General features: G+C 70.4%; 19 protein-coding genes, 2 pseudogenes and 1 riboswitch. Of the genes and pseudogenes, 8 read left to right on the top strand and 13 right to left on the bottom strand.

What is annotated here, in order from left to right:
* The first annotated feature begins 38 nt into the window (after positions 1-38).
* Complete coding sequence (gene mgtA, locus OG505_RS13930; RefSeq protein WP_405433693.1) at positions 39-2,597, top strand: magnesium-translocating P-type ATPase; 2,559 nt, start codon at positions 39-41, stop codon at positions 2,595-2,597.
* 860 nt (positions 2,598-3,457) lie between these two features.
* On the opposite strand, the gene OG505_RS13925 is transcribed toward mgtA, so the two are convergent.
* Together OG505_RS13925 and OG505_RS13920 are read right to left on the bottom strand one after the other, a co-directional pair.
* Positions 3,458-4,114: a response regulator gene (locus OG505_RS13925; protein ID WP_405433692.1), complete on the bottom strand. Its 657-nt coding sequence runs from the start codon at positions 4,112-4,114 to the stop codon at positions 3,458-3,460.
* Between the two features lie 29 nt (positions 4,115-4,143).
* Positions 4,144-5,334, bottom strand: coding sequence for a sensor histidine kinase (locus tag OG505_RS13920; protein ID WP_405433690.1), 1,191 nt, complete (start codon positions 5,332-5,334; stop codon positions 4,144-4,146).
* 206 nt (positions 5,335-5,540) lie between these two features.
* On the opposite strand from OG505_RS13920, the gene OG505_RS13915 reads away from it, so the two are divergent.
* The 4 genes from OG505_RS13915 to OG505_RS13900 all read left to right on the top strand — a co-directional run bounded on the left by OG505_RS13915 (position 5,541) and on the right by OG505_RS13900 (position 10,328).
* Positions 5,541-7,685: an MMPL family transporter gene (locus OG505_RS13915; RefSeq protein WP_405433689.1), complete on the top strand. Its 2,145-nt coding sequence runs from the start codon at positions 5,541-5,543 to the stop codon at positions 7,683-7,685.
* Positions 7,682-8,611: an ABC transporter ATP-binding protein gene (locus tag OG505_RS13910; RefSeq protein ID WP_405433687.1), complete on the top strand. Its 930-nt coding sequence runs from the start codon at positions 7,682-7,684 to the stop codon at positions 8,609-8,611. The genes OG505_RS13915 and OG505_RS13910 overlap by 4 nt, the downstream gene beginning before the upstream one ends.
* A complete protein-coding gene (locus OG505_RS13905; protein WP_405433686.1) occupies positions 8,608-9,420 on the top strand; it encodes an ABC transporter permease in 813 nt (270 codons plus the stop codon). The genes OG505_RS13910 and OG505_RS13905 overlap by 4 nt, the downstream gene beginning before the upstream one ends.
* Positions 9,421-9,722: 302 nt before the next feature.
* Positions 9,723-10,328 carry a 4'-phosphopantetheinyl transferase gene (locus OG505_RS13900; protein ID WP_405433684.1) on the top strand — a complete coding sequence of 202 codons (606 nt, stop codon included), beginning with the start codon at positions 9,723-9,725 and terminating at the stop codon, positions 10,326-10,328.
* Between the two features lie 399 nt (positions 10,329-10,727).
* Here OG505_RS13900 and OG505_RS13895 read toward each other — a convergent pair whose 3' ends face one another.
* Positions 10,728-10,934 (bottom strand): hypothetical protein, encoded by a 207-nt coding sequence (locus OG505_RS13895; protein WP_405433682.1) that lies wholly within the window; start codon positions 10,932-10,934, stop codon positions 10,728-10,730.
* Positions 10,931-11,290: a hypothetical protein gene (locus tag OG505_RS13890; protein ID WP_405433680.1), complete on the bottom strand. Its 360-nt coding sequence runs from the start codon at positions 11,288-11,290 to the stop codon at positions 10,931-10,933. Before OG505_RS13890 ends, OG505_RS13895 begins: the two co-directional genes overlap by 4 nt.
* Positions 11,291-11,364: 74 nt before the next feature.
* Between OG505_RS13890 and OG505_RS13885 the strand changes: the two are divergent.
* Positions 11,365-11,997, top strand: a pseudogene (locus tag OG505_RS13885) (DJ-1/PfpI family protein); the annotation flags it as partial.
* 62 nt (positions 11,998-12,059) lie between these two features.
* On the opposite strand, the gene OG505_RS13880 reads toward OG505_RS13885, so the two are convergent.
* From OG505_RS13880 to OG505_RS13840, 9 genes are all read right to left on the bottom strand, one after another.
* Complete coding sequence (locus tag OG505_RS13880) at positions 12,060-13,535, bottom strand: PepSY-associated TM helix domain-containing protein (protein ID WP_405434494.1); 1,476 nt, start codon at positions 13,533-13,535, stop codon at positions 12,060-12,062.
* Positions 13,536-13,679: 144 nt separating this feature from the next.
* On the bottom strand, positions 13,680-15,803 hold the full coding sequence (locus OG505_RS13875; RefSeq protein ID WP_405433679.1) for a cytochrome c oxidase assembly protein: 2,124 nt from the start codon (positions 15,801-15,803) through the stop codon (positions 13,680-13,682).
* A 57-nt stretch (positions 15,804-15,860) separates the two neighbouring features.
* On the bottom strand, positions 15,861-16,421 hold the full coding sequence (locus OG505_RS13870) for a copper resistance protein CopC (RefSeq protein WP_405433678.1): 561 nt from the start codon (positions 16,419-16,421) through the stop codon (positions 15,861-15,863).
* Positions 16,422-16,443: 22 nt separating this feature from the next.
* Entirely contained in the window at positions 16,444-17,655 is a 1,212-nt protein-coding gene (locus tag OG505_RS13865; RefSeq protein WP_405434492.1) for a Dyp-type peroxidase, read from the bottom strand.
* A 23-nt stretch (positions 17,656-17,678) separates the two neighbouring features.
* Complete coding sequence (locus OG505_RS13860; protein ID WP_405433676.1) at positions 17,679-18,281, bottom strand: copper chaperone PCu(A)C; 603 nt, start codon at positions 18,279-18,281, stop codon at positions 17,679-17,681.
* 144 nt (positions 18,282-18,425) lie between these two features.
* On the bottom strand, positions 18,426-19,178 hold the full coding sequence (locus OG505_RS13855; protein ID WP_405433675.1) for a zf-HC2 domain-containing protein: 753 nt from the start codon (positions 19,176-19,178) through the stop codon (positions 18,426-18,428).
* A gap of 76 nt (positions 19,179-19,254) precedes the next feature.
* Positions 19,255-19,824 carry a sigma-70 family RNA polymerase sigma factor gene (locus OG505_RS13850; RefSeq protein ID WP_405433673.1) on the bottom strand — a complete coding sequence of 190 codons (570 nt, stop codon included), beginning with the start codon at positions 19,822-19,824 and terminating at the stop codon, positions 19,255-19,257.
* 138 nt (positions 19,825-19,962) lie between these two features.
* Positions 19,963-20,088, bottom strand: coding sequence for a hypothetical protein (locus OG505_RS13845; RefSeq protein ID WP_405433672.1), 126 nt, complete (start codon positions 20,086-20,088; stop codon positions 19,963-19,965).
* Positions 20,089-20,254: 166 nt separating this feature from the next.
* Entirely contained in the window at positions 20,255-21,952 is a 1,698-nt protein-coding gene (locus OG505_RS13840) for a copper resistance protein CopC (RefSeq protein ID WP_405433670.1), read from the bottom strand.
* A 4-nt stretch (positions 21,953-21,956) separates the two neighbouring features.
* Positions 21,957-22,160, top strand: a riboswitch (cobalamin riboswitch).
* Positions 22,161-22,376: 216 nt separating this feature from the next.
* On the opposite strand from OG505_RS13840, the pseudogene OG505_RS13835 reads away from it, so the two are divergent.
* Together OG505_RS13835 and OG505_RS13830 are read left to right on the top strand one after the other, a co-directional pair.
* Positions 22,377-22,821: pseudogene (locus OG505_RS13835) on the top strand (acyl-CoA thioesterase).
* A gap of 62 nt (positions 22,822-22,883) precedes the next feature.
* Complete coding sequence (locus tag OG505_RS13830) at positions 22,884-23,783, top strand: ABC transporter substrate-binding protein (RefSeq protein ID WP_405433669.1); 900 nt, start codon at positions 22,884-22,886, stop codon at positions 23,781-23,783.
* Positions 23,784-23,795: the final 12 nt, after the last annotated feature.

The following is a 23,795-nucleotide window of genomic DNA, read 5'->3' as shown; positions in this document are numbered from 1 at the left end:
GTCACTCGAGAGGGTGGCCAGGGACCGCGGAGTGCGCAGTGGGACGAGCAGAGGACGAGCGCGCGGCGTTCTGGACCGGGCCGCTGCCGGAGGCCATGGCCGCCGTCGGGGCGTCCACGGACGGGCTCACCGGCGAACGCGCCGCCGCCCTGCTGCGCGAGCACGGACCCAACCGGGTCGACGCGGGCGCCCGACGGGGCTGGCGGCTCCTGCTGTCGCAGTTCACCAGCCCGATCATCCTGATCCTGATCGCCGCGACCGTGCTGTCGATGGCCGTCGGGGACCTGATCGACGGCACGATCATCCTGGCCATCGTCGCCGCCAGCGGCGGCCTCGGCTTCTGGCAGGAACACGCCGCCGGGCGGGCCGTCGACGCGTTGCAGGCCCGGGTGCGGGTGGACACCGACGTGGTCCGTGACGGGCGTGAGGTGTCCGTACCGGTCGAGGACATTGTCGTCGGCGACCTCGTGGTGCTGCGCGCCGGGGACGTCGTTCCCGCGGACTGCCGGATCGTTCAGGCCGGGCGACTGCAGGTCGACCAGGCGGTGCTCACCGGAGAGTCGTTCCCGGCGGCGAAGTCGAGCGACCCGTCCCCGCCGGACGCGGAGCTGACCGCACGCGCCAACGCGCTGTGGATGGGCACGCACGTGGCCAGCGGCACCGCACGCGCGGTGGTGATGCGTACCGGCCGGGACAGCACCTTCGGAGCGGTGTCCCGCCGGGTCGCCTCCCGCCCCGCCAGCACCGGCTTCCAGCGCGGCCTGACCCGCTTCGGGCTGCTGCTGGTGCGGATCATGGTGGTCCTGCTGGTCGGCATCTTCGTCGCCAACCTGCTGTTGCGCCGCCCGGTCATCGACTCCCTGCTGTTCTCCCTCGCCCTGGCCGTCGGGTTGACCCCGCAGATGCTGCCGGCGATCGTCGCGGTCAGCCTCTCCGCCGGCGCCCGCGCGATGGCCGCGCACCGGGTCATCGTGAAACGCCTCGACGTCATCGAGGACTTCGGCGCCATGACCGTGCTCCTGACCGACAAGACCGGCACCCTGACCGCCGGAACGGTCACCCTCACCGGCTGCCTCTCGGTCGACGGCGAGCCGGACGCCGAGGTGACCCGGCTCGCCCGGCTCAACGCCGGCCTCCAGCACGGATTTCCCAACCCCATCGACACGGCGATCATGACGGGACAACCACCGGCCGACCTGGGCGCCCGCATCGCCGAAGCGCCCTACGACTTCACCCGCCAACGCCTGTCCCTGCTCGTGCGCGACAGCGGCGGGCCGCTCCTGGTCACCAAAGGTGCGCTACGCGCGGTGCTCGACGTCTGCGCCACCGCACGCACCGCCGCCGGCACGGTGCCGCTGGACGAGGTACGCGAGCGGATCCTGCGCCGGTTCACCGGGCTCAGCGACCAGGGCAGCCGGGTGCTCGGCCTCGCCGTGCGGCCCATGCCCGGCGCCACCGCCGTCACCATCACCGACGAACGGGAGATGACGCTGGTCGGGCTGCTCGCCTTCCAGGACCCGCCCCGCGCAGACGCCGCCGCCGCGATCCGCCGCCTCGCCGACATGGGCGTCACGGTCCGACTCGTGACCGGCGACAACCGGCACGCCGCCCGGCACGTCGCCGCCAGCGTCGGACTCGCTGGCGAACCGCTTGTCGGCGCCGACCTCGCCGCCTGCCCCGACGACCAGCTACCGGAACGGATCGCCGACGTCAACGTGTTCGCCGAGGTGGATCCGTTGCAGAAGGAGCGCATCCTGACCGCGCTGCGACACCGCGGCGATGTCGTCGGGTTCCTCGGCGACGGCATCAACGACGCCCCCGCGCTGCACGCCGCCGACGTCGGCATCTCCGTCGACACCGCCGTCGACGTCGCCAAACAGGCCGCGGCGATCGTGCTGCTCGACAAGAACCTCGACGTGATCGCCGACGGCGTGCGTCTCGGCCGGCGCACGTTCACCAACACCCTGAAGTACATCCGGGTCAACACCAGCGCATCCTTCGGCAACGTCGTCAGCATGAGCATCGCGACGCTCCTGCTGCCCTTCCTGCCGCTGCTGCCCCGTCAGGTCCTGCTGCTCAACTTCCTCTCCGACATCCCGTACATCACGCTGTCCAGCGACCACGCCGACCCCGAGCAGCTCCAGCACCCCCGCACCGTCGACGTCCGGACCATCCGCGGGTTCATGCTGGTGTACGGGTCGATCAGCATCGCCGTGGACCTCCTCGTACTGGTCGCCCTGCACTGGTGGTGGCACGTGCCCACCGACGTCTTCCGCGCCGCCTGGTTCGTCCAGTTCACCGCCACCGAGATCATCGTGCTGCTGGTGCTGCGTTCCAACCGCAGCGTCCTGCGCAGCCGCCCCTCCGCGGCGCTGGCCGGCACCGGTCTGCTGCTCATCGCGGTCACCGTCGCGCTGCCGTTCAGTCCACTCGCCGCGCCACTCGGACTCGCCCCGCTTCCACCTGTGGTGCTGGCGACCCTCGCCGCGCTCACGGTCGTCAACGTCGCCGCCAACGAGACCGCCAAGCACCTCGTCCCGCCCGACCAGACCGGCCCACGACGGGTGCCCCGCCGTCATCGGGTTGATGGTCCGTGAGATGAAACGGGCGCACCGCCGGACGCGGTACGTCCCGCGCGTGAATGAACGCTGTGCATCGCTATCGATAACTCGTCCCCCACGCCGGACTCCATGGGCCGGCCGAACGTGCTTCGGCAATCAATCGCGCTGCTCCAGCCTCACCCAACACGCCTTTCGCGGTTTTCGTCAGGTGCGTCCGGGAACGCTACATTCACGGCAGGACGCAGTCGATCCCGTTGACGCAGGAGCCGATGCACAGCGACGGCAGCCGTAATAGGAACGGCAGTCGCGCATAGCTGGCACCCGTCAGGTTGGGGAGAAGTCCGGTCACCCTGGGCACCTACGGGGTGAGACGGAGCTACCCACCGGGACATGACCAGAAACAGCCGACGACCGGAAGTAACCAAGCCTGGCTGCGCCGGTCGTGCATTCGACATCCGCCATGTCATCCAGAACGTTGGCCTGCTTCGGAGACACCTTGCGGCGCGGCAACCCGGCGCGCGGTGCGTCCGTCTCTTCCCGCACATCCAAAACGGCAGCCATGGCCAGGCCGGGTAGGTGCCTGCGCATCCGTGTCAACCGCACCTGGCGACTCCTCCTGCAACCCGCTCGCCAGCTTCTTAGCCTGGATCCGCTGGCCCCGCGCCATCGCCTGGCTCACCTTGTGGAAAGTCGTGTTCACCTGACACGACATCCACCGCCGCACACACCACACACAGCATCCACACCCGAACCGCCCCGACAAGCAGCGACCGAGCAGGCTGGACCAGGACCAGCGGACCAACCACGCCCTCAAACCCGCAAGATCAACCCGACCCCGCTCCGAAGACCACACCAATCCCGGTCCACGGATTCAGGCTAAAGCATCGATTGGGTGATCAACGCTGGCCCATCTCGAACGCCAGCATCGCCGCCTGGGTGCGGTTGGCACACTGCAGCTTGACCAGGATCCGCGACACGTACCCCTTGACGGTCGCCTCGGTCAGATGCAGCTCGGCCGCGATCTGGGAGTTGGACTGGCCGTCACCCAGGCAGGCGAGCACCTCGCGTTCCCGCTCGGTCAACGCGTCGACGAGGCTTAGTCGTCGGTCCCGTGGCGCCTGCTTGTCGGCCACCGGGGCGAGGAGTTTGCGGGTGGCCGCCGTGGAGAGCACGGTATGCCCGTCGGCGGCGACGCGGACCAGGTTGATCAGGTCGGTCGGCGGCGTCGACTTGAGCAAGAAGCCCGCGGCCCCGGCCGTCATGGCCCTGATCACGTACGTGTCGACGTCGAAGGTGGTGAGCGCCACGATGATCGGCGGCTGCCGGAGCGCGTTGATCCGGGTGATCGCGGTCAGACCGTCGACGCCGGGCATCCGCAGATCCATCAGGACCAGATCGGGCTGGTAGCGCAGGACCGACTCCACCGCCGCGGCACCGTCGTACGCCTCGTCCACCACCTCGATGTCGTCCGCGATGTTGAAGATCGTGCGCAGGTGGGCGCAGACCATCGGCTCGTCGTCGACGAGAACGACACGGATCTGCTTCGCTGGCATGAAACTCCTCGACCGCCGTCAGGCGGAGTTCAGCGATGGGCGGGGGCGTTTCCGGGCAGGGTAGCGTCGATGCGGAACCCGCCGTCGTCGGTTGGCTGGGCGTTCAGGGTCCCGCCGAGCAGCTCGACCCGCTGGCGCAGACCGAGCAGGCCGGCACCCGACCCGGATCCGGAGAGAGCGGTGTCGGTCGTGCCGGACGGCGGCCCGTTGTGGATGCTGAGCAGCACCTGGTCCTGGTCGGAGCGCACGTGGATGCGCGCCCGGGCACCGGGCGCGTGCTTGCGGATGTTGGTCAGCGCCTCCTGGACGACCCGGTAGGCCGTCCGGCCGACCACGGCCGAGGTGCAGGGCGACGGCCCCTCGCCGATCACCTCGACCGGCACCCCGACCGATTCCGACGCTTCGATCAGCGGGCTGAAGTCGGGCAGTGGCTCGTCGTCGGGCTCGGTGGTCTCCGGTTCGTCGTCGGCGAGGATCCGGACCATGTCCCGCAGCTCGTCCAGGGCCTGACAGCCGACCTCCCGGATGTTCTCGGCCGCCTCGCGGGCTCCGCGGTCGCCCGTCGTGATACTCAGCACACCCGCCTGAAGCACCATCAGGCTGACCCGATGGGTGATCACGTCGTGCATCTCGGCGGCCAGCCGGGTGCGTTCCTCGGCCCGCGCCCGCTCGGCCAGCAACTCTGCCTGGTCGGCCCGGTCGACCAACGCCTGAAGCAGCCGCCGGCGGGCGCCCAGGTAGAGCGCCAAGCAGACCGGGACGACCGCCAGCAGCAGAATGCTCTGCAGCGCCGTCCGGCCGGTGGTCGGCGGCCACGGACGTGCCACCAGCACCGCCATTGCGGCGACCGGTATCCACCGGGCGACCGGGCGATCGGCGAACCGGATGGCACTGTAGATCGCGAACGGCACCGCGTGCGGCGCCCAGACGAGGGTCGAACGGTCGGCTCCGGGGCGGACGAGCAGGTCCGGGGCAACCTGATCCACCAGGACCATCACGGCGGTCGCGATGGTGACCAGCCACGCCACGGTCAGCGGCAGGCGCCGTCGCCAGAGCAGGGTCGCGGAGACCGTCAGCAGGGCGACCAGGGACAGGCCGTGGTGAGCCTTCATCACCGGGGAGGGACCGACCGCCATGCTCATGTTGCCGATCACGGCGAACAGCACAACGGCGCCGTCGAAGATCGCGGTGCGAGGTGGCCCGGAGACGGCGAACTTCACCCTCCCACAGTAAACGCCGCGAACCTTCGCAATCACGCTCGGCGATCGAAGAACCTACGGAAGTTGCATCGCCGGTGAGAGCCGCCCGACTTTGGTAGGTCCACGATCCGCCTTTCCGCGCTCCCCCACCGTCCGCGGAAACGGTCAAATAAAACCGGGAGCTGGTCGTGCGTCGGTGTGCGGCCCGCCGCGAAGGGAGCCCGTTGATGTTGGTCCGGACCGTACGCCTGGTGATCGGGAAGCCATGGTTGGTCATCGCCTTCTGGCTGGTCGCCGCATTCGTGATCGCGGGACTCGCTCCGCCGCTGCCGACCAGTGCGTCGCAGTCCGACTTCCTGCCCGCCCATTACGGCGCGGTGAAGGCGCTGGACCTGCAGAAAAAGGCGTTCCCCAACCAGCAGAAGCCCTCCGCGGTCGGCGTGGTGCAGCGCACCGACGGGGCGCCGTTGACCAGCGAGGACGACAGCACCGTGGCTGCCATGGTCACCGCGCTGAAGGCCCGGCAACTGCACCTCGTCGAGGATGTCACCGCGGCCCCGCCGGCGCCGAACAAGCTGGTACAGCTGGTCCAGGTGCAGATGCCGGAGCGCACCAACGACAACGCCAAGGAGCTCCGGAAGGCGTTCAAGCCACTGCGGGACGCCGCCCAGACACAGTTGAACGGCACCGGCCTTAAGATCAACTTCACCGGATCCCTACCGGTCTCCGTCGACCTGGACGAGTCGTCCAGCAGAGCCGACGCCCTCGTCATGCTGGCCACCCTGAGCCTGATCTTCATCCTGCTGATTCTGATCTTCCGAAGCCCGGTCGTGGCCCTGCTGCCGGTGGTGCTGATCACCATCGTCTACCTCATCGCGAACGGCCTGACCGCGATGGCCGCGCAGGGACTGGGCCTGGTCACCGATCCCAGCCTGAGCCAGATCCTCATCGTGGTGCTCTTCGGCATCGGCACCGACTACATCCTCTTCCTGCTCTTCCGGTTCCGGGAAGGACTGCGAGCCGGGCTGGACCCGACGGCGGCGATCACCGCGGCGATCCAGCGGGTCGGCGTCGCGATCGCCTCGGCGGCCGGCGTGGTGATCGTCGCCATGCTCGCCATGGCCCTCTCCGACCTCGCCATGTTCCGGGCCATGGGTCCGGGGCTGGCCATCTCCGTCGCGATCACCGCGCTCGCCGGCCTGACTCTCGTGCCTGCCACCGTGTCGCTGCTCAAGACGCGGGTGTTCTGGCCGTCGAAGTCGTGGCGTCACGAATCCCCGACGGCCCGCTTCGGCACCCTGGGTGCGGCGGTCAGCCGGCGTCCGGCGCTGTTCGCCGCGCTCTCCGCTCTGGTTCTGATCGGGCTGGCGATTCCCGGCCTGAGCGCGAAGCACAGCTTCGATCTGACCGGCGCACTGCCGTCCGGCACCGACTCCCAGATCGCGTCCCGCGACCTGCAACGCAGCTACCCCCTGGGCACCACCGACCCGACCTTCGTCTTCGTGCGCAGCACGAGCGGACCGCTGCAGCAGGACCCGGTCCTCGCGTACGGCAAGACGCTGTCCGACATCGACGGCGTGGCGCAGGTCAACGGCCCTCAACTCAGTCCCGACAAGACGACAGCCCTGTTCGCCCTGGCGCTCGAGTGGGACCCGAACTCGATCGAGGCCGAACGCGCCGTCGCCGGCCCGATCCGGCAGGCCGTCGGCCGCTCGGCCCCGGCCGGCACCGAGATCCTGCTCGGAGGCACCACCCCGCAGAACGCCGACCTCGGCACCGCGTTGAAACGCGACTACAAGGTGGTGTTCACCGTGGCAGCGATCGTGATCATGCTGATTCTCGGCCTCATGCTGACCAGCGTCGTCGCCCCCGTCTACCTGATGATCGCGGTGGGTCTGGGTTTCCTGGCCACGCTCGGCGCCACGGTGGTCGGGGTGCAGCAGGTGCGCGGCGAGCCGGGGTTGCCGTTCATCCTGCCGATGCTCGTCTACATGTTCGTGGTGGCGGTCGGCACCGACTACAACATCCTGATGGTCGCCCGTCTGCGTGAGGAGATGAAGGCCGGTCGCACGCCGCGAGAGGCCGGCGCGATCGCGGTACACCGCGCCGGTCCGACGATCGGCGCGGCCGGCGTCATCCTGGCCGGCTCGTTCGCAGCGCTGATGCTGGCCAACAACGAGATGCTCGCCTCGATCGGTTTCGCCGTCGGGTTCGGGATCTTCCTGACCGCGTTCGTGATGGCGATGTTCCTGACCCCCAGCCTCACCGTCCTGCTCGGCCGGCGAGCCTGGTGGCCCGGGCACCGCGCCAGCGTGGACCAGCCCGGCTCTACGGTTCCGGACGACACCGAGCAGGTCGAGGTGGCCCGATGATCGAGCTTCGGTCCTTGACCAAGCGATTCGGCACGAAGGTCGCGGTCGACGGGCTCGACTTCACCGTGGAACCGGGCCGTGTCACCGGGTTTCTCGGGCCCAACGGCGCCGGGAAGTCCACCACGATGCGGATGGTCCTCGGCCTCGATCGTCCGACGAGCGGTTCGGCGCTTGTCCACGGACGCCCGTACCGTGAACTCAATGCCCCGATGCGCGAGGTCGGCGCGCTGCTCGACGCGCGTGCCGTGCACCCGAGCCGCACCGCCCGGCAGCACCTGCGTTGCCTGGCCGACAGCAACGGCCTGGCCAGACAACGGGTCGAGGAGGTGTTGGACGTCGTCGGCATGACCGCCGCCGCCGACCAACGCGCGGGCCGGTTGTCGCTGGGCATGAGCCAGCGCCTCGGCATCGCCAGCGCACTGCTCGGCGACCCCGGCGTCCTGCTTCTCGACGAGCCGGTCAACGGGCTCGACACCGACGGCATCCGATGGATCCGGCAGTTGATGCAGCGGCTCGCCCGGGAGGGCCGCACGGTGCTGGTCTCCAGCCACCTGATGAGCGAGATGGCGCTGACCGCCGGTCACGTCATCGTCATCGGCCGGGGCCGTCTGATCGCCGACACGGGCATCGACGAGTTCGTCCGCCTGCACGCCCAGCGCCGGGTGCTGGTCCGCACCGGGCAGGCCGAGAAGCTGGCCGGCCTGCTCACCGATTGCGGCGCCGCCGTGCACCACAGCACGGAGGGCGCGCTGGTCGTCGCCGACCTGGACAGCGCGGCGATCTTCTCGTTGGCCGCCGCCCACGACGTGGTTCTCGCCGAACTGACGCCGCAGCGCACCTCCCTCGAAGAGGCCTACGTGGCGCTCACCAGGGAGAGCGTCGAATTCCACACCGAGATCGAGCCCGACGCGGAGGCGACCCGATGACCGACGTGACACCCTGGGCTCCGGGTTCGGCGGGGCCGCCGGCCAGTTTCGCGGACGCAGTCCGCTCGGAGGGCACCAAGTTCCGCACCCTGCGATCCGCCCGGTACACCTTGCTGGCGGTGCTGGTCCTGGCGTTCGGCTTCGCCGTACTGTTCTCGGCCGGCGCCGGCAACATGTGGACCAAGCGCTCGCCGGCCGACCAGGTCGGCTTCGATCCGGCCAACGTCAGTTTGCTGGGCGGCGTGCTGCTCACCCAGCTCGCCATCGGCGTCCTGGGGGTGCTGATCGTCGCCTCCGAGTACGGCACCGGCATGATCCGGTCCAGTCTGACGACGGTTCCCCGGCGCGGCCGGTTGCTGGGCGCCAAGGCGCTCGTCTTCGCCGTCGTCGCCCTCGTCACCGGCCAGGTCGCCGCGTTCGGGGCCATCCTTCTCGGTCAGGCCGTCCTGTCCAGCGTCGACGCCCCACACACCAGCCTGGGCGCGGCCGGCGTCCCACGCGCGGTCATCGGCGGCGGCGTGTACCTCCTCCTGGTCGGTCTGCTGGGCGTAGCCTGCGGGTTCCTCATCCGCTCGACCGCGGGCGCGATCACCACGACGATCGCCGTGACGCTCGTGCTGCCGCTGATGCTCGGCTTCCTGCCCGAGACGATCTCCCGGTACTACCCCATCGTCGCCGGTCAACGGGTCATGGTCGTCGTACCGGATGGGTCCGGCCTTGGCCCGTGGACCGGGCTGGGAATCATGGTCGTGACGGTGCTCCTGCTCTTCGGCGTTGCCTACGCCGTCTTCGAACAGCGCGACGCCTGACCAGGGCCGGCCGGCGTGTCCTCGACCTCATGGCTCAGGCTGCGGATTGCGGCGCGAACGGCGGTGTCGGCAGAATCGGCCGATGTGACGGCATACTCGCAGAGGTCAGTGATCCGCAGGCGTTCGCTCAGAGGGATCGCGGGATTGTCGGCCGACCCCCACCCGAGCTCCGAACCGACCGGCTCGTCGTCGCGGTCGACGAGCCGGTCGCGCCGGTGGGGACGGCGGGGGGACCGATGGTGCGCGGTGCGGCGCATCCCGCACGGCGACACGTGTTAGCGGCGCTGCTGCCCTCGGCCGTCGTGGCAGTCGAGGCGTTCGAGGACCTGCCGGGTGAGGCGCCCTTCCCCGGCGAGGAGCACCTCATCGCCAAGGCGGTCGAGGCTCGCCGCCGCGAGTTCATCACCGCGCGCCGCTGCGCCCGGATGGCGCTGCGCACGTTCGGTTATCCGGACGCGCCCATCCACCCCGGGTCCAGGCGCGAGCCGCGGTGGCCGGACGGAATGCGCGGCAGCATCACCCACTGCGCCAGCTACCGGGCCGCCGCCGTGGCCCGCGCCGCCGATGTCGACCTGCTCGGCATCGACGCCGAGCCGAACGGGCCGCTACCCGAGGGCGTCGCCGAGTCGATCACCGTGCCCGACGAGGCTGACCTGCTCGACCGGCTCGCCAGCAGCCATCCCGACGTCCACTGGGGACGGCTCCTGTTCAGCGCAACGGAGTCCGTCTACAAGGCCTGGTTTCCGGTGACCTGGCGGTGGCTGGGCTTCGAGGACGCACGTGTGACAATCGACCCGGATGCCGGCACCTTCACCGCGACGCTCCTGGTGACCGACGCCAGGGCCGACGGCGGTACGCCCCTGACGATCCTGCCCGGTCGTTTCGCCGTCGACCGTGGCCTCTCCTGACCACTGTCGCCCTCAGCCCTGGTTGAGCCGTGGCAGCCGCGGGAGGTCAGCAGCCGAGCCTCCTGATGTCGTCGATCCGGAGGCAGTTCCCCACCGCCGCGATCGAGGCGTTCCCTGCTGCGCGGCGCGTCGGACCTGCACACCCCGGCGCCCGCCGGGCCGACATCGGTCTGCAGGCGTACGGCGGTACGACGTCGCGGACGCGGCACGGCGTCCAGCCACTGCGGCACCGCGTTCGATCTGGGACCCGCACAACGTGTTCCACCTCAACCACAACATCCAGCAGCGCAGCCGACGGCTCCTGTCCAGCCTGGCTAGGGGCTGTTCGCGGCGCAGGAACGCGTCAGAGCGTCCCGGCCGCCAGCCCGATCCCGAGCGATGCGGCTGCCGCCCAGGGGGTCAGCCGTCGTCGTCCTTCTTCTTCTTGTCGCGGGCCAAGGCCAGGTCGAGCGCGAGGACGCTACCGATGATGAGCAGCGGGTCGACGCCGGCAGTGACCCGCACGGCGTAGGTGTCCCGGATCGTCAGCCACCGCTTGGAGATCGCGGCCACCTCGGTGCCGTCGCGTTCGATCACGTACTCGTGGTCAAGCAGGTCACCCTTCATCTCCAGGTCGTCGGCCCCGGCACGTCGATGGTGAACTTGTCGCGAAACGGCGTGAGCAGATTCTTGCGAACCTCTGCGGCCTTCTCGCCGCCGATCCGGATCTCGTACGTCGGACGCAGCGCCACCAGGTGCCGGTGCAGCGTGTCGACCTCCTGCCCGGACGCGTCCTCGATGACGACCTCATGCTCGCTGAAGCAGCAGACAGCTACCAGAAACTGCACGACGACCTCGGACAAGCCCTGACCTATCGATATGTCGCCCACCCACTGACCTAAACTTTGGCCGTTTTGGATGAGGTTCTCACCCCGGCCCGGTTGCAGGAGGTCTTCGGGGTACGCAGCGCGATCCTCGCGCATCCCCTCACCGGCCGGCCGCTCTTCGTGACCGCAGCACCTCAGGACGCTCCGGCAGGCCAACCCAGGACGGGTTCACCGCCCTTGACCTCACCGGGCCGCAGTTCTTCCTCGCCTCGCTAATGGGCGCCACGGTGCACCTTGCCTCGACTGGCGGCGCCGGCACGGTGGTGCCCAGCGACACCGGCCTGTGCGTCGTGGCCACCACCGGTCTCGCCGACCTGACCAGATGCGACGTCCTGGTCGTGCCCGGCAGCGGCGGGGGGCTGGCTGCGGCTCTCGCCGACGCTGAACTGCTCGGGCAGATCGCCCGGTTGGCGGGTATGGCCACCACGGTGTCGAGTGTCTGCACCGGGTCGATGCTGCTGGGCGCCGCAGGCCTGCTGGCCGGCCGGAGGGCCACCTCGCACTGGGGCGCTCGCCCGTACCTGCACCACTACGGGGCGGTCGCCGTCGACGACCGACTGGTCGAGGACGGCGAACTGCTTACTGCAGCAGGGGTGACCGCTGGCATCGAGCTGGGCGTGCTGCTGGCCCGGCGGCTGCGGGGTCCCGGCTACGCCGCCGCCCTCGAACTGCAGGCCGAGACCGTCACCGGTCATCGGCCGGACCTCGACCCGACAATGGTCGAGGACGTCCGGGACATGCTCAGTGGGCTGATGCGGCAGAGCCTGGTCACATCCATCGGCCGACGGTCCACTGGATCCTGACCCACCAGACGCGGGGTTCGGCCGCCCATTCGGCGGACGGGCGACCGAACCCCGTCAGCGCGTCAACTGCCGGCAGGCGCGGGGGAGGTGGGGATCACGGCAGGCCGTCGGCGTCGCGACACCGCGCCCGCAACGACGTCGATGAGAAGGAACGCCAGCAGGGTCAGCCCGAACAGTGGCAGCGCCCAACCGATCGCCGCGATCACCGGTACGCCGATCAGCAGTGCCCAGAGCGGCAGACCCCTGACACCCCCACGGGCCGGCGGGGTGCCGACGATCGCCGGGCGGTCGGTGCGGGTGGGTCGGCGTTGCCACCACATGCGGTAGCCCCAGACGATGACGCAGAGCAGGCCGAGGGCGAGTGCGGCGAGCAGGATCTGGTTGACCAGACCGAACAGCAGACCCATGTGGGCCTGGATGCCGAGGCCGCTCAGTTGCGCCAGCAGGGGCCAGTCGGCGAATTTGCTGCGGGCGGTGATCGTACCCGTGGCGGGGTCGACGGCGACGCGGTCCTTCGCGACGGGCCAGGTGTTGTCGACCTGCGTGACGGTCCAGGCGGAGCCCGGCTCCGCCGCGGGGGCTATCTCGACCGGGCCGGAGAGACCGGCGGCGCGGGCAGCCGTCGACACCTGGTCGAAGGTTGCCGACACGACGACGCCGCCCGCTCCGGCGGCACCGTGCTCGTGGCCGCCACCGGTCTCGGCTGGCACGGCGGGATCGGCGGTGAGGCTGGTGGAGATTTCCGGAGCGCGGGCCTGGAGCGCGTCGAGGCCGGCACCGAAGTTCGCCCCGGCGTAGCGGGACCAGGTCAGCCCGGTGGCCGAGAGGAACAGCAGGCCGACGGTGAGCCAGATGCCGGTGGTGGCGTGCCAGCCCCGGGTGCGGCGGACACCCTTTCCTGCGGACAGGTCCGGCACGAGCAGGTGCCGGGCGGTGGCCCGGATGGCGCTGCGGCGGCGCCACCAGAGGATGACTCCGCCGAGTGCCAGCACCCAGAGCCAGCTCGCTGCCAGTTCGGAGTAGTGACGGCCCACCACGCCCAGGTGCAGGTTGCGGTGCAGGTCGTCCAGCCAGGTGGTGGCCGGGGTGGAGCCGAACCAGGTGGTCAGTTGTCCCTTGATCTGCGCGGTGTACGGGTCGACGTAGACGGTGTGCTGCTTCTCGCCGAGCTCCGGCAGGGAGAACGTCACACGGGTGGTCTGGTCGCCGTCGCCGGGCTGCACCGTGGCGATGCTGCCGTCGGGGTGCGCGTTTCGCGCGGCCCCGATCTGGTCGGCCAGCGGCAGTAGACGGTCACCCACCTGAGCGACGGTCAGTTGGTCGCCGTAGAGGGTCTTGTCCAGTTGCGGGGTGGTGGTGTAGGCCAGCCCCGTCAGTGCGGCGACCACCAGGAAGGGCGCCACGAGGATGCCGGCGTAGAAATGCAGCCGGAGCAGCAGCGCGCCGAACGGCGACATACGCCGGGAGGGTCGAGCTGCAGCTTCGTCGGCTGTGGTGGGTTCCGGCGTCGACGCACCGGACAACTCGGTGAGAGACATGTTCATCCGATCGGAATTCGCGAGAAGCACCCAGGGGGTGTTCCTCCTGCTGGCATGGTCGCCCGGTGGTTCGTCGCGTCAGCTCCGGCCCAACGAAAGCCCTCGCGGTTCCCCAGAATGTGGCGGGCGGCTCTGGCCGCAGGGTCAGTGCTGCTCGGGCTCGGCCGTGCGCCCTGGATCGCTGTCGGCTTGCCCTGCCGCGGCGAGGAACGCGTTGTAGCGGGCGAGGTCGTCCTCTTCGCGGGTGGCGTCCGCCCGGTCGGCTGCCCGGTCGAGGCGGTTCTGTTCGCGCATGTCGGCGCGGATCCACTGGCGAATGAGGACGATCATGACGACAACGGCGGGCAGTTCACCGAACGCCCAGGCGATGCCGGCGCCGAGCTTCTGGTCGCTCAGCAGTGACGACACCCAAGCGGGGTGGACGGCGGTGTACCAGTCGGGGGCGATGACGGTGGTCGTCTGCATGAGGACCAAGCCGAAGAAACCGTGCGCCATCATCGACGCCAGGTGGATGATCACCAGCAGCGGATGGGGGAGCCGTCGGCGGCCGGGGTCGACGCCGATGAGTACCCAGAACAGCAGGTAGCCGGCGACGACGAAGTGGGTGAGCATCGCCAGGTGACCGAGGTGGGAGCGCATCAGGACGCCGAGCAAATTGCTGAAGTACAGGCCGAACAGGCTGGCCGTGTAGATGCCGAGTGCGACGAGCGGGTGTGTGAGCAGCTTGGTGACCGGGCTGTGTACGGCGATCAGCAGCCATTCCCGGGCGCCGCGTACCTGCGGGTCGGCCGGTCGGCGCAGGGCGCGCAGGGCGAGGGTGACCGGTGCGCCGCCGACCAGCAGGATCGGCACCAGCATCGACAGCACCATGTGCTGGGCCATGTGGGCGCTGAACAGCACGTACGCGTAGCGGGCGACGCCGAGGTTGGTGGTCGCGGCGAGTAGCAGCAGCCCGCCCACCCAGCTCGCCGTCCGGGCGATCGGCCAGCGGTGGCCTCCAGCGCGCATCCGCCGCACACCGGCCAGGTAGCCGCTGATACCGAGAGCACAGAGGGTCAGGAAGAACATGTCCAGCAGCGGCTGTCCGAGGAGGTTCCCCGCGGTGGGAGCGGCGGGCATCGGGAAACCGAGCAGTTCGGTGATCGGGTCGGCGTCGACGCCGGAGACCGGGATGGGGGTGGGGCTGCGCGACAGCGCCACGGCCAACCCCACGGTGGCCGCGAAGACGATCAGCTCACCGGCGGCAAGTCTCCCGAACGCCCAGGACCGCCCGGCACGCAATGCCGGCAGGGTACGGGAGCGGTGTGCCGCACCGAGCAGGCTGAGGACAACCAGCGCGGCGAGCTTGCCGAGGACCAGCCAACCGTAGCGGGACTGCCAGAGCTGGTCGACCGCGCCGAGGCGGACGGCGGCGTTGGCCAGCCCGCTCACCGTCACGGCGACGAAGCAGCCCAGTGCGAGGCGGCTGTAGCGTGCGACGGCCTCGGCCAGCAGTCGACTGCGGCGCACCATCAACAGGGCGACGAGCCCACCGATCCACACCGCGGCGGCGAGCACGTGCAATGCCAGACTGGTGACCGCGATCTGATGATTGCCGGCCCCGGTGGAATGGCCGGTGAAGGCCGGGGGGAGCACCGCGATCAGGGCCAGGATCGTGACCGTCGCGGCAAGCCCTCGGGACACGCCGGCGCGGGCGAGCAGCGCCACGGTCAGGGCCAGCCCGGCCTGCAGCATGAGCGACTGCCCTTGCGAGATCGTGGTGGCGAAGCTGACGACCGTCGCGGGCTTGAGCGTCTCCAGCGGCTGGCCGAGCAGGTCTGAGACCGTCAGCACCATCAGCGACAGCGCCACCACCGCCCAGCCGAGCGCGGTGAGGCTCGCTCGCCGGAGCAGCAGGTAGCCGTGCGGTGAGACGGTCCGGCCGTCGCCGGGCAGCAGAAAAGCGGCGGTCACCAGCATGCCGACGGTGACGGTGGCGAGACCGTCGCAGAGGAGCCGGACCACCGGTAGCGCCCAGGTCGTGACCGGCCCCGCGTCCGGGAGGCCCGGAATCGCGGCGGCGAGGGCACCTCCGACCCGCAGGCCGAGCAGCAGCAGAGCGACACCCGAGGCGCAGATGGCGACAATGGTCAACCAGCCGAACCCGGTAGATGCGGTGAACCGGGGCCGGGCGGTGGCCGTCGCGGCCGGCCTGGCTGGCGCCGGGACGGTGGTCTGGGTGTTACCAGGATCGTCGGCGGCGAGCTGCCGGGAATCTGTGTCGGACACGTGTTGACCTTGACCTGTGAAGTGGTGAGATGACGCGACCGCGGAAGAGCGGGCTGGTCATCGACGGCTCGCTCGCCGCCAGAGCAGCCCACCAACCACCACGACGACGATGGCCAGCGCGCCGCCGGCGACGAGGAGGCCAGCGCCCGGGCCATCGTCGTCCTGCACCGACGCGGCGGCGGACGGCGTGTTGGTCGTCGTGCTGACGATCGGCGCGGCGCTGGAATTGGGGTCGGCCACCGTGAACGGGTACGACCCCTGGACCGGGTGGCCATCGGTGGAGACGACCCGGTAGGCGACGGTGTAGGTGCCGTTGGGCAGCGCCTCGCTCACCTGGACCGACCCCTTCGCTCCGCCGACCATTGGGTCGCCCGTGGGTATTCTCCGCTTGGCGGCGTCGCTGAGCACGATGGTGGTGAACGTCGGATCGAGCCGCTGAGCGAATTCGAGCACGATCTCGGTAGGCGCGCTGGACAGCGTCGACTCCTGAACCGGTGCCGCCGACCTGAGCGAGTTATGGGCCCACGCCGGGCTGGCCGGAATGAGCAGCGCCACGACGACGGCGAGCACCGCCGCGCCGAGCCGGACGGCGGTGGGGCGGGACGACGGTACGGTCATGACGAAACTCCGGTTGGCGTGGTCATCCGAGCACCTGCTCGCCGACCCATCCTCCCGGTTGACAACCGGGAGGGATGGCGAAGACGGCGGACCCGATCGGGGTGGTCCATTCGTTGAGCAGGTCCCGGTCGGCCAGTCGGCGTTGGATGGGCAGGTACTGCCGGGCGATGTCGGCCTGGTAGGACGTGAAGATCAGGCCGCTGTCCGCATGACCCTCGGCTGTCGGCACGGCGTCGTAGTTGTAGGGCCGGCGCAGGATCTTGAACCGGTCGTCGGTGACGTGGGCGCGGGTCATGTGGGAGAAGTCGGGGATGACGGTGAGGCCGTCCGGGCCGGTGGCGGCGAAGTCGGGTTCGTCGTGCTCGGCCGTGCCGGTCAGAGGTGCGCCGGTGTCGAGCCGCCGGCCGACGGCGAGTTCGCGATCGGTGCGGCCGAGCAGATCCCAGGTCTCCATGTTCATGCTGATCCGCCGCAGCACCAGTGTGGTGCTGTCGCGTAGCCACGCCGGGCCGTCGGCCACGAAGACGGCCGAGTCCATCGGGGTCCCCGACCGGGGGTTGGCGGTGCCGTCGAGTTGACCGAACAAATTGCGCTGCGTGTGGCCGCCCGGCTCGACGCCGGGGCTGCGCCGGAAGCCCTGCTGCACCCACCGCACGGTGGCGAACGGTCGGCTGTCCTTGATCAGGACCCGTTGGGCGTGCGCCACGGTGATCGCGTCGTCCGCGCAGATCTGCAACAGCAGGTCACCGCCCGACCAGGCCGGCTGGAGCCGGTCGATGCGGAACGACGGCAGGTCGGTGACCGATGCCGGCCGGCGGTCGTCGACGCCGGCGGCACGGTAGAGACCGGGCCCGAACCCGAAGGTGACGGTCAGCCGCGCGGGCAGCAGCCCGAGTTCGGCCTCGGTGTCGGCCAGAGCGGCTCGGCCCTGGGTGAGACGGGCGGCGTCGTCAGTCAGCAGCCGCAGCCACCGACCCAGCGCGGCCCGGTCGGTGCCGGCCCGCAGGGTGAGCGCCACGAACGACGCGTGCGCCTGCGGTTCGGTGGCGACCCCGGCCTGCCGGACGCCGTGAAACGGTTCGACCAGGCCGCCGACGTTCGCCACCGGCGTCGTGTCCACGCCGGCCTTCGGTCGCGCGGTCCCGTCGGTACGGGTCGCGGCGACCGCCGCACCACCGGCCAGCGCGCCTCCGGCGGTCAGCGCCCCGCCGGTGAGCAGGCCACGCCTGCTCAACGGCCGGGCAGTTGGCGTGTCGGTCACGATGCCGGGCTCATGCTCATCTCCGGCGTGGCACTCATGCCGGGCATGGGCTCGCCACTGCCCGGGGCGTAGCTCTCCTGGGCACCGGTGAACGGCTTGGCAACGGCGGAGAACTGCTGGGTCTTGCCGTCGGCGAAGGTGAGGGTGAAGGTCAGCTCGTCACCTGCCCGCACGGGCTGCTTGACATCCATCAGCATCAGGTGGTCACCACCGGGCTCCAGCGGGTGCGTGCTCTTGGCCTTGATCACGATGCCGCCCTGCTTCTGCTGCATGACCATCTTGCCGTCCTTCATGGCCATCTCGTGCAGCTCCATCGACGACACCGACGTCGCGACACCGGTCACCGTGACATCGGTGTCGCTGTCGTTGACCAGGGTCCCGAAGGCCGCGGTCATCCCCTTGTCGGCCGCCTTCACCCACGGGTCGCGAATCGTGACCACACCAGCAGCGGCACTGGCCGACACGGAAGGGCTCGGCTGCGCGGTCGACGACCCGTCGGACGAGCCGCAGCCCGCGGCACCGACCGCCACGAGCGCAGCGGCGGTGGCGAGGACAACGGCCGAGCGTCGGCGCGATCCGAAAGGGCTGGTGGTGCGCATGAATTCTTCCTCCGATGGTTGCTTGCTGCTTCGTTGGTCGGTCGCCGTCGCGCGAAAGTTCCGGACCGGCGGGCAATTGCCGTCACGCGGTCCACGGCTGATGCGGCGGACGGTCCGGCGTAGTGGCGAGGGCGCTCCCGCCGGTCAGGCCGCTGACCGGTCGCGGATCCGTGCCGTGCCCGGGTGGGGTGGCGCCAGTCGTAGCCTCGGCTGGGTGGCCTGCGGCTCGTCGCCGGCCGACAGGCGCCAGGCGGGGCGGTCGGTCCGGCCTTGCGTCGGAGGCCCGTCACGGTGCCGCCTGGTCTGCGCCAACGCGACGACGATCAGGTACCCGACGAGCAGGAAGCCGTGGCTGACCAGGCGGGCGGGTTCCACACGGCCGGTCATCAGGTCATTGACCGAGAGCAGCATGAGCGTGCCGACGAAGGCACTCAGGGTCGGCAACAGCCCGGTGGGGGGCGTACGTCGGGCTGCCACGAAGAGGAACCCGGCGCCGACGGCGATGTTCCAGGCGGCGGCCTCGTGCCACAGGTGCCCAGAGGTGAGAGCGCCGGCGGCATCGTGGGCGTGGGCGTCGGACGGGCCGCGGCCGATCTGCGCCAGGCCCAATACCAGCTGAAGCGCGCCGATGAGGGCGAGCCCGGCTCGCAGGGTGAGCGCGAGTCGGTCTCGCAGTCGTCGAGGCGCGGGGAGCGCGGCCAGGATGACGTGGGTGAGATCAGGCCCCGGTGCGGTGAGCGTCAGGCGGGTCCGCCGGGTCACCGCAGCGGCCTGGTCGTACCATCGCCGGCAGGTCGCGCACCCTTCAAGGTGAGCGCCGGCCCAGGCTTGCTCGGCGGGGGTCTCCTCGCCGTCCAACTGCGCGGACAGGATCTCCCGCCACTGCTCACACCCCATGTACCGGTAGTCGGTTTATGGGGCGTCCTGGTTCCCTGGGCAATCGGCGATGTGGCGGCTTCGCGCTGGTCGCCGTTCAGCTGGCGGCGGTGCCGTGCCGCCGCCGCGCCGGCTGCGGGCTCGCGTTGACCGCGGCAACCAGGTCCTCTCGAGCCCGTGCCACCCGGGAGCGGATGGTGCCGACGGGGCACCCGCACACCTCGGCGGTCTCGGCGTAGGACAGGCCGAGGATCTGGGTCGCGACGAACGCTTCGCGTCGGTCCGGTGCCAACGAGAACAGGAGATCGTCGAGCACGACCGCAGTGTCGAAGGCGCTGCCGCGTGCGTCCGGGGCGTCGTGCCAGTCCGACAGGTGGGTGGTGCGCGGACGTCTCGCCACCGCGCGGACGTGGTCCACCGTGACCTTCCGGGCGATCCCGAGCAGCCAGGTCCTGGCCGACGAGCGCGCGGCGAACGACGGCAGCGAGCGCATCGCCCGGAGATACGTCTCCTGGGTCAGATCGTCGGCCTCGGAGGGGCTGATCAGGTTGGCGACGAAACGCCACACGCACTGCTGGGTCGCCCGGATGAAGCGGGTGGCCGAGTCCTGGTCGCCCCGGCCCGCCGCGAGAGCCCAGGCGGTGATCTCCGCGTCGTCGTCGGTCACCTGGTACCTCCGTGTCCGGTTTTGCCTGGCGACCTGAACCACCACGATCCGATCAACGTTGACGACGGGTTGTAGTAGGTCCCGGATGAGCCTACGGCAGCGCTTCGCTTACCGGTACGGATACGACCCGTCAGCGGATCATCTTCCGGCGGCTGTTGTCGCGTGCTGCTCCACTGCCTCGACGGCCGCCAGGGCGATGTGCGCGTCCCCGATCACCTCCTCGGTGAGCTCGGCCGGGTGCTGCGCATCGCCGGTGCATGGCACCCCGACTGCGTCACCCCGATCGCTGCACCCCTGCGCTGCGCCGCGACCGCCTGAACCACCAGCACGTTCGTGGCCGAATCAGCCAGGGCCTGACCCACGCCCGCCACCGGGCGGACGACGGCGGGAACCAGTTCCATGGCTTCAGGGTCAGATTCGCGGCGTCCGCTCAGGGCAGGTTGATCGTGTACTCGGCGGTGTGCACCTTTCCGCTCACCTGGAAGTCGAAGAAGGCCCGGTACCGGCCGGAACTCGGGGCGGTCAGCCAGAACTGGACGGCCCCGTCGACAAGCTCCTGTTCGGGGTGGACGTGCACGTAGCCGAGGTCGCCCTCGCGGACGACGACCAGGTGCCCGTACGCCCCGAGGTACCGCTCGAGCTGCGCGGGCGTGGTCGTGTCGGCGTTCTTGACCTGGAACTGCATTGGCACCGTCACCCCCACCGCCGGGGTGCCGTTCATCGACACCGCGTACGGCCCTGCCGTCGCCTGTGCCTGCGCCGGCGGCAGAGCAGCGGGGGTGTGCGCGCCGGGCACGATGTGGTCGACGCCCAGCACGAGGGGTATCTGCCTGCCGTCGGTCGCGGTGACGGAGAAGTCGGCGTAGACGCGGTAGCCGCCGGGTCGGGCCAGCGTCAGCGGGACGCTCCAGGTGCCGTCGGGTGCCATCGTCGGATGCAGGTGCTGGTAGCCAGTCAGGTCGCGGCCCACCACGATCATGTGCAATGGCTTGTCGTAGACGACCGCGAAGCGGGTCGCCGCCTGCCGGTCGGTGCCGACGATCCGGAACCGGTAGTCGGCGCGTACACCGGGCGGTTGGGACCGCTCCAGCGGTTGCAGGGTGTACCCGCCCGCGCTGATCGTCGTCCCGGTCGCCAGCGTCTCGCCGGTTGAGCCGTCACCCGGGTGGGTGTGGGGCCCGATCCCCGGCGCGTGTTGGTGCCCATCAGCGGCGGACACCGCCTGTCCCGAGGCCGGCGACCCGCCCAATGGCTGGCGTGCGGTGGTGGCGGCCGGGTTCTGGTCGGCGGTGCCGATGCGGGCCAGCCCGAATCCGGCCAGCAGTGCCAGCATCAGCCCACCGACGAGCAGCGCCAGGTGGGTGTTGCTCAGCCGGGATCCCGGTGCCATGGCGGCGACGTCCACATCGGACGATGATGCGGGGGCGACGAGCCTGGACGGCGACTTACCGTCGGTTCTGGCGAGGGGATCTGCCTCGCGATCGGTCGGAACCAGATCGACCGCGACACCCGTCCGGGCCACGACAGCCGCGTTGCCCTTGCGCGCCGCCGGTACGGTGCTGGGTCGCCGCTTGCCGTCGGTGGCGAGCCCATTGGCGCCTGTGGTCGTGCCGGTCATGCCGACGACGGACTTCTGTCCGGGACGAGCGCCGGTCTTGCCGCCGACGGTCTTGTGCCCGGAACGGCCACTGGGGCTGCGTCGGCCGGAGGTCGCCGGTGAGGTGCGGCTCCGGCCGGTGGGCCTTCCCCTGGAAACCAGGCGACGACGCCAAGCGATCAATCCGGCCACCGCTGCCACGGCCGCCGCCGCCAAGCCGGCCCAGACCGTCGCTCCGGGGCCGTCGTCGTCACTCGGCTCGACCGGGGGAGCCGCCGCCGGTGCGCTCGCCTGCTCGGCTGCTGTGGTCGGTACCGCAGACGCCTGCCCGGACGACTTGTGCTGCTCGGTGGCGGCCAGCAGCGCCGGGTCCGGCTGGTTCGTCGGCGGGCTCCACCCCTGCGGCGCGGCCGTCGCCCGCCCGCTGTAGCGGAAGGTCATCGTGCCTCGGACCGTGTCGCCGTCCGAGGCGATCGACAGGTAACTCACCGAGTACTGGCCCTTGGCGGGCAGATGCGCGAGGGCCACCACCGCCGGGAACCCCGTCGTGTACTCGCGTGGCTCGAACTGCCCATTGACCAGGAAGTACTCCCGTACCGGCTTGTCCAGTGGCTTCCGGGGCTGCCCCGCAGCGGTGAGTGGGAACGACAGCCGTCATCAGCACTGGGCCAGTGGCCTGGGAAGCGACGGCCAGTAGGAGACCGGCCAAGAGCCGGTCGGGCCCGCGAGTCCGAAGACCTGCCGGTGCCGCGTACACAACCGTGTGCGCTGCCGTCGGCCTCGCGGGTGGGCTGAACGGGTGACGTGCCGCGTGGTCTGCGCGGTCGCGTCCTCGTCAGCGTGCGCCCGCGATCCGGTGGTGTGGTTTCCCGAGGGACGGACTACCGCTGTGCACGACATCATCACGATCGCCGGTCGACCACCGTCGGCGTCGCACCTGACCCTGTCGCAGATCATGGATCAGCACCACACGAACCTGATGGGTACGGTGCGCGGCGGCCGGATCCTCAACCTCATCGACTCCGTTGCCGGGGTGGTCGCCGCCCGGCATTCCGATGGCCCGGCGGTGACCGCCGCGATCGACGAGACCGCGTTCCTGCGGGCGGTTCGGGTCGGCGACATCATGCACGTCGACGCGCATCACCTGGGCGGGCCGTAGCTCGATGGAGGTGGCCGTGAAGGTCACCGCGGACCGGTGGGACAGGGCGGTGCCGCCCACCGACGTGGCGACCGCCCACCTGGTCATGGTGGCCATCGACGATGACGGCCAGCCGCGTACGGTGCCGCCGTTGCTGCCGGAGACGGACGGGGACCGGCGTCGCTACCGGGAGGCGGAGATCCGCCGGGAGCACCGGTTGGCCCTGCGGCGGGCGCTGCTCGACGGCGCCGAGGAGGTCTGAGACCCGGCTCGGACTGTCCTCGAAGTGGACGTCGCACGGTTGTGCCTGGTAGGCAGGCGGGTGTGCGAATCGTCTCCCTGCTGCCGGCTGCCACGGACATCGTGGCCATGCTCGGCCTGACCGGGCACCTGGTCGGCCGTACGCACGAGTGTGACTGGCCGCCGGGCGACCTGGCCGACATCCCGGCCGTGACCGCGACTTCCCTGCCTGAGCCCTTGACAAGCCGGGAGATCTCGGCGGCGATCGCCGGCGACGCACACCGAGGATCGTCGCTGTACCAGCTCGACGCCGCCATGCTGGAGGAACTGAAGCCGGATCTGATCCTCACCCAGGACCTGTGCGACGTGTGCGCGGTCTCCTATCAGCGGGTCAACGACGCGGTCCGGATGATCGATCTCGACACCCGGGTGATGTCCCTGGAGGCCAGGACCATCACCGGGATCCTGGACTCGATTGACGCCGTAGCCGCGTTGACCGGCAGCGAGAGCAGGGCAGCGGAGATCCGTACGGACGCCGAGGCGCGTCTCGCCGCGCTGCCCGGGCCGGTGACCGGCGGGCCGACGGTGCTGTTCGTCGAGTGGCTCGATCCGCTGATGCCCGGCGGGCACTGGGTGCCGGAGCAGATCACCTACGCGGGTGGGCGGTCTCTGCTGCTCGGACCCGGAGCACACAGCACCCCGCACCGCTGGTCGGTGATCGCGGACCTGGCTCCCGACGTGGTGGTGTTCGGGCCGTGCGGGTTCACGCCCGAGCAAACAATCGACGAGCTGTCCGTGGCGGCCGCGCAGCCCGGCTGGGCGGACCTGCCCGCGGTTCGTAACCGGCAGGTGTGGGTGGTCGACGGGCCCGCCTACTTCAACCGGCCCGGTCCGAGAGTCGTCGACGGCGCGGAGATCCTCGCCGCCATCCTCACCGGACGGCCCGACTCCCGCGCTCGGCGAGCACCCGCCGAAGCCGGTTGACGCTGCCTGGCC

Source organism: Micromonospora sp. NBC_00617 (assembly GCF_045161355.1).
Classification (GTDB): Bacteria; Actinomycetota; Actinomycetes; order Mycobacteriales; family Micromonosporaceae; genus Micromonospora.
This window is presented reverse-complemented; position numbering and strand designations above follow the sequence as displayed.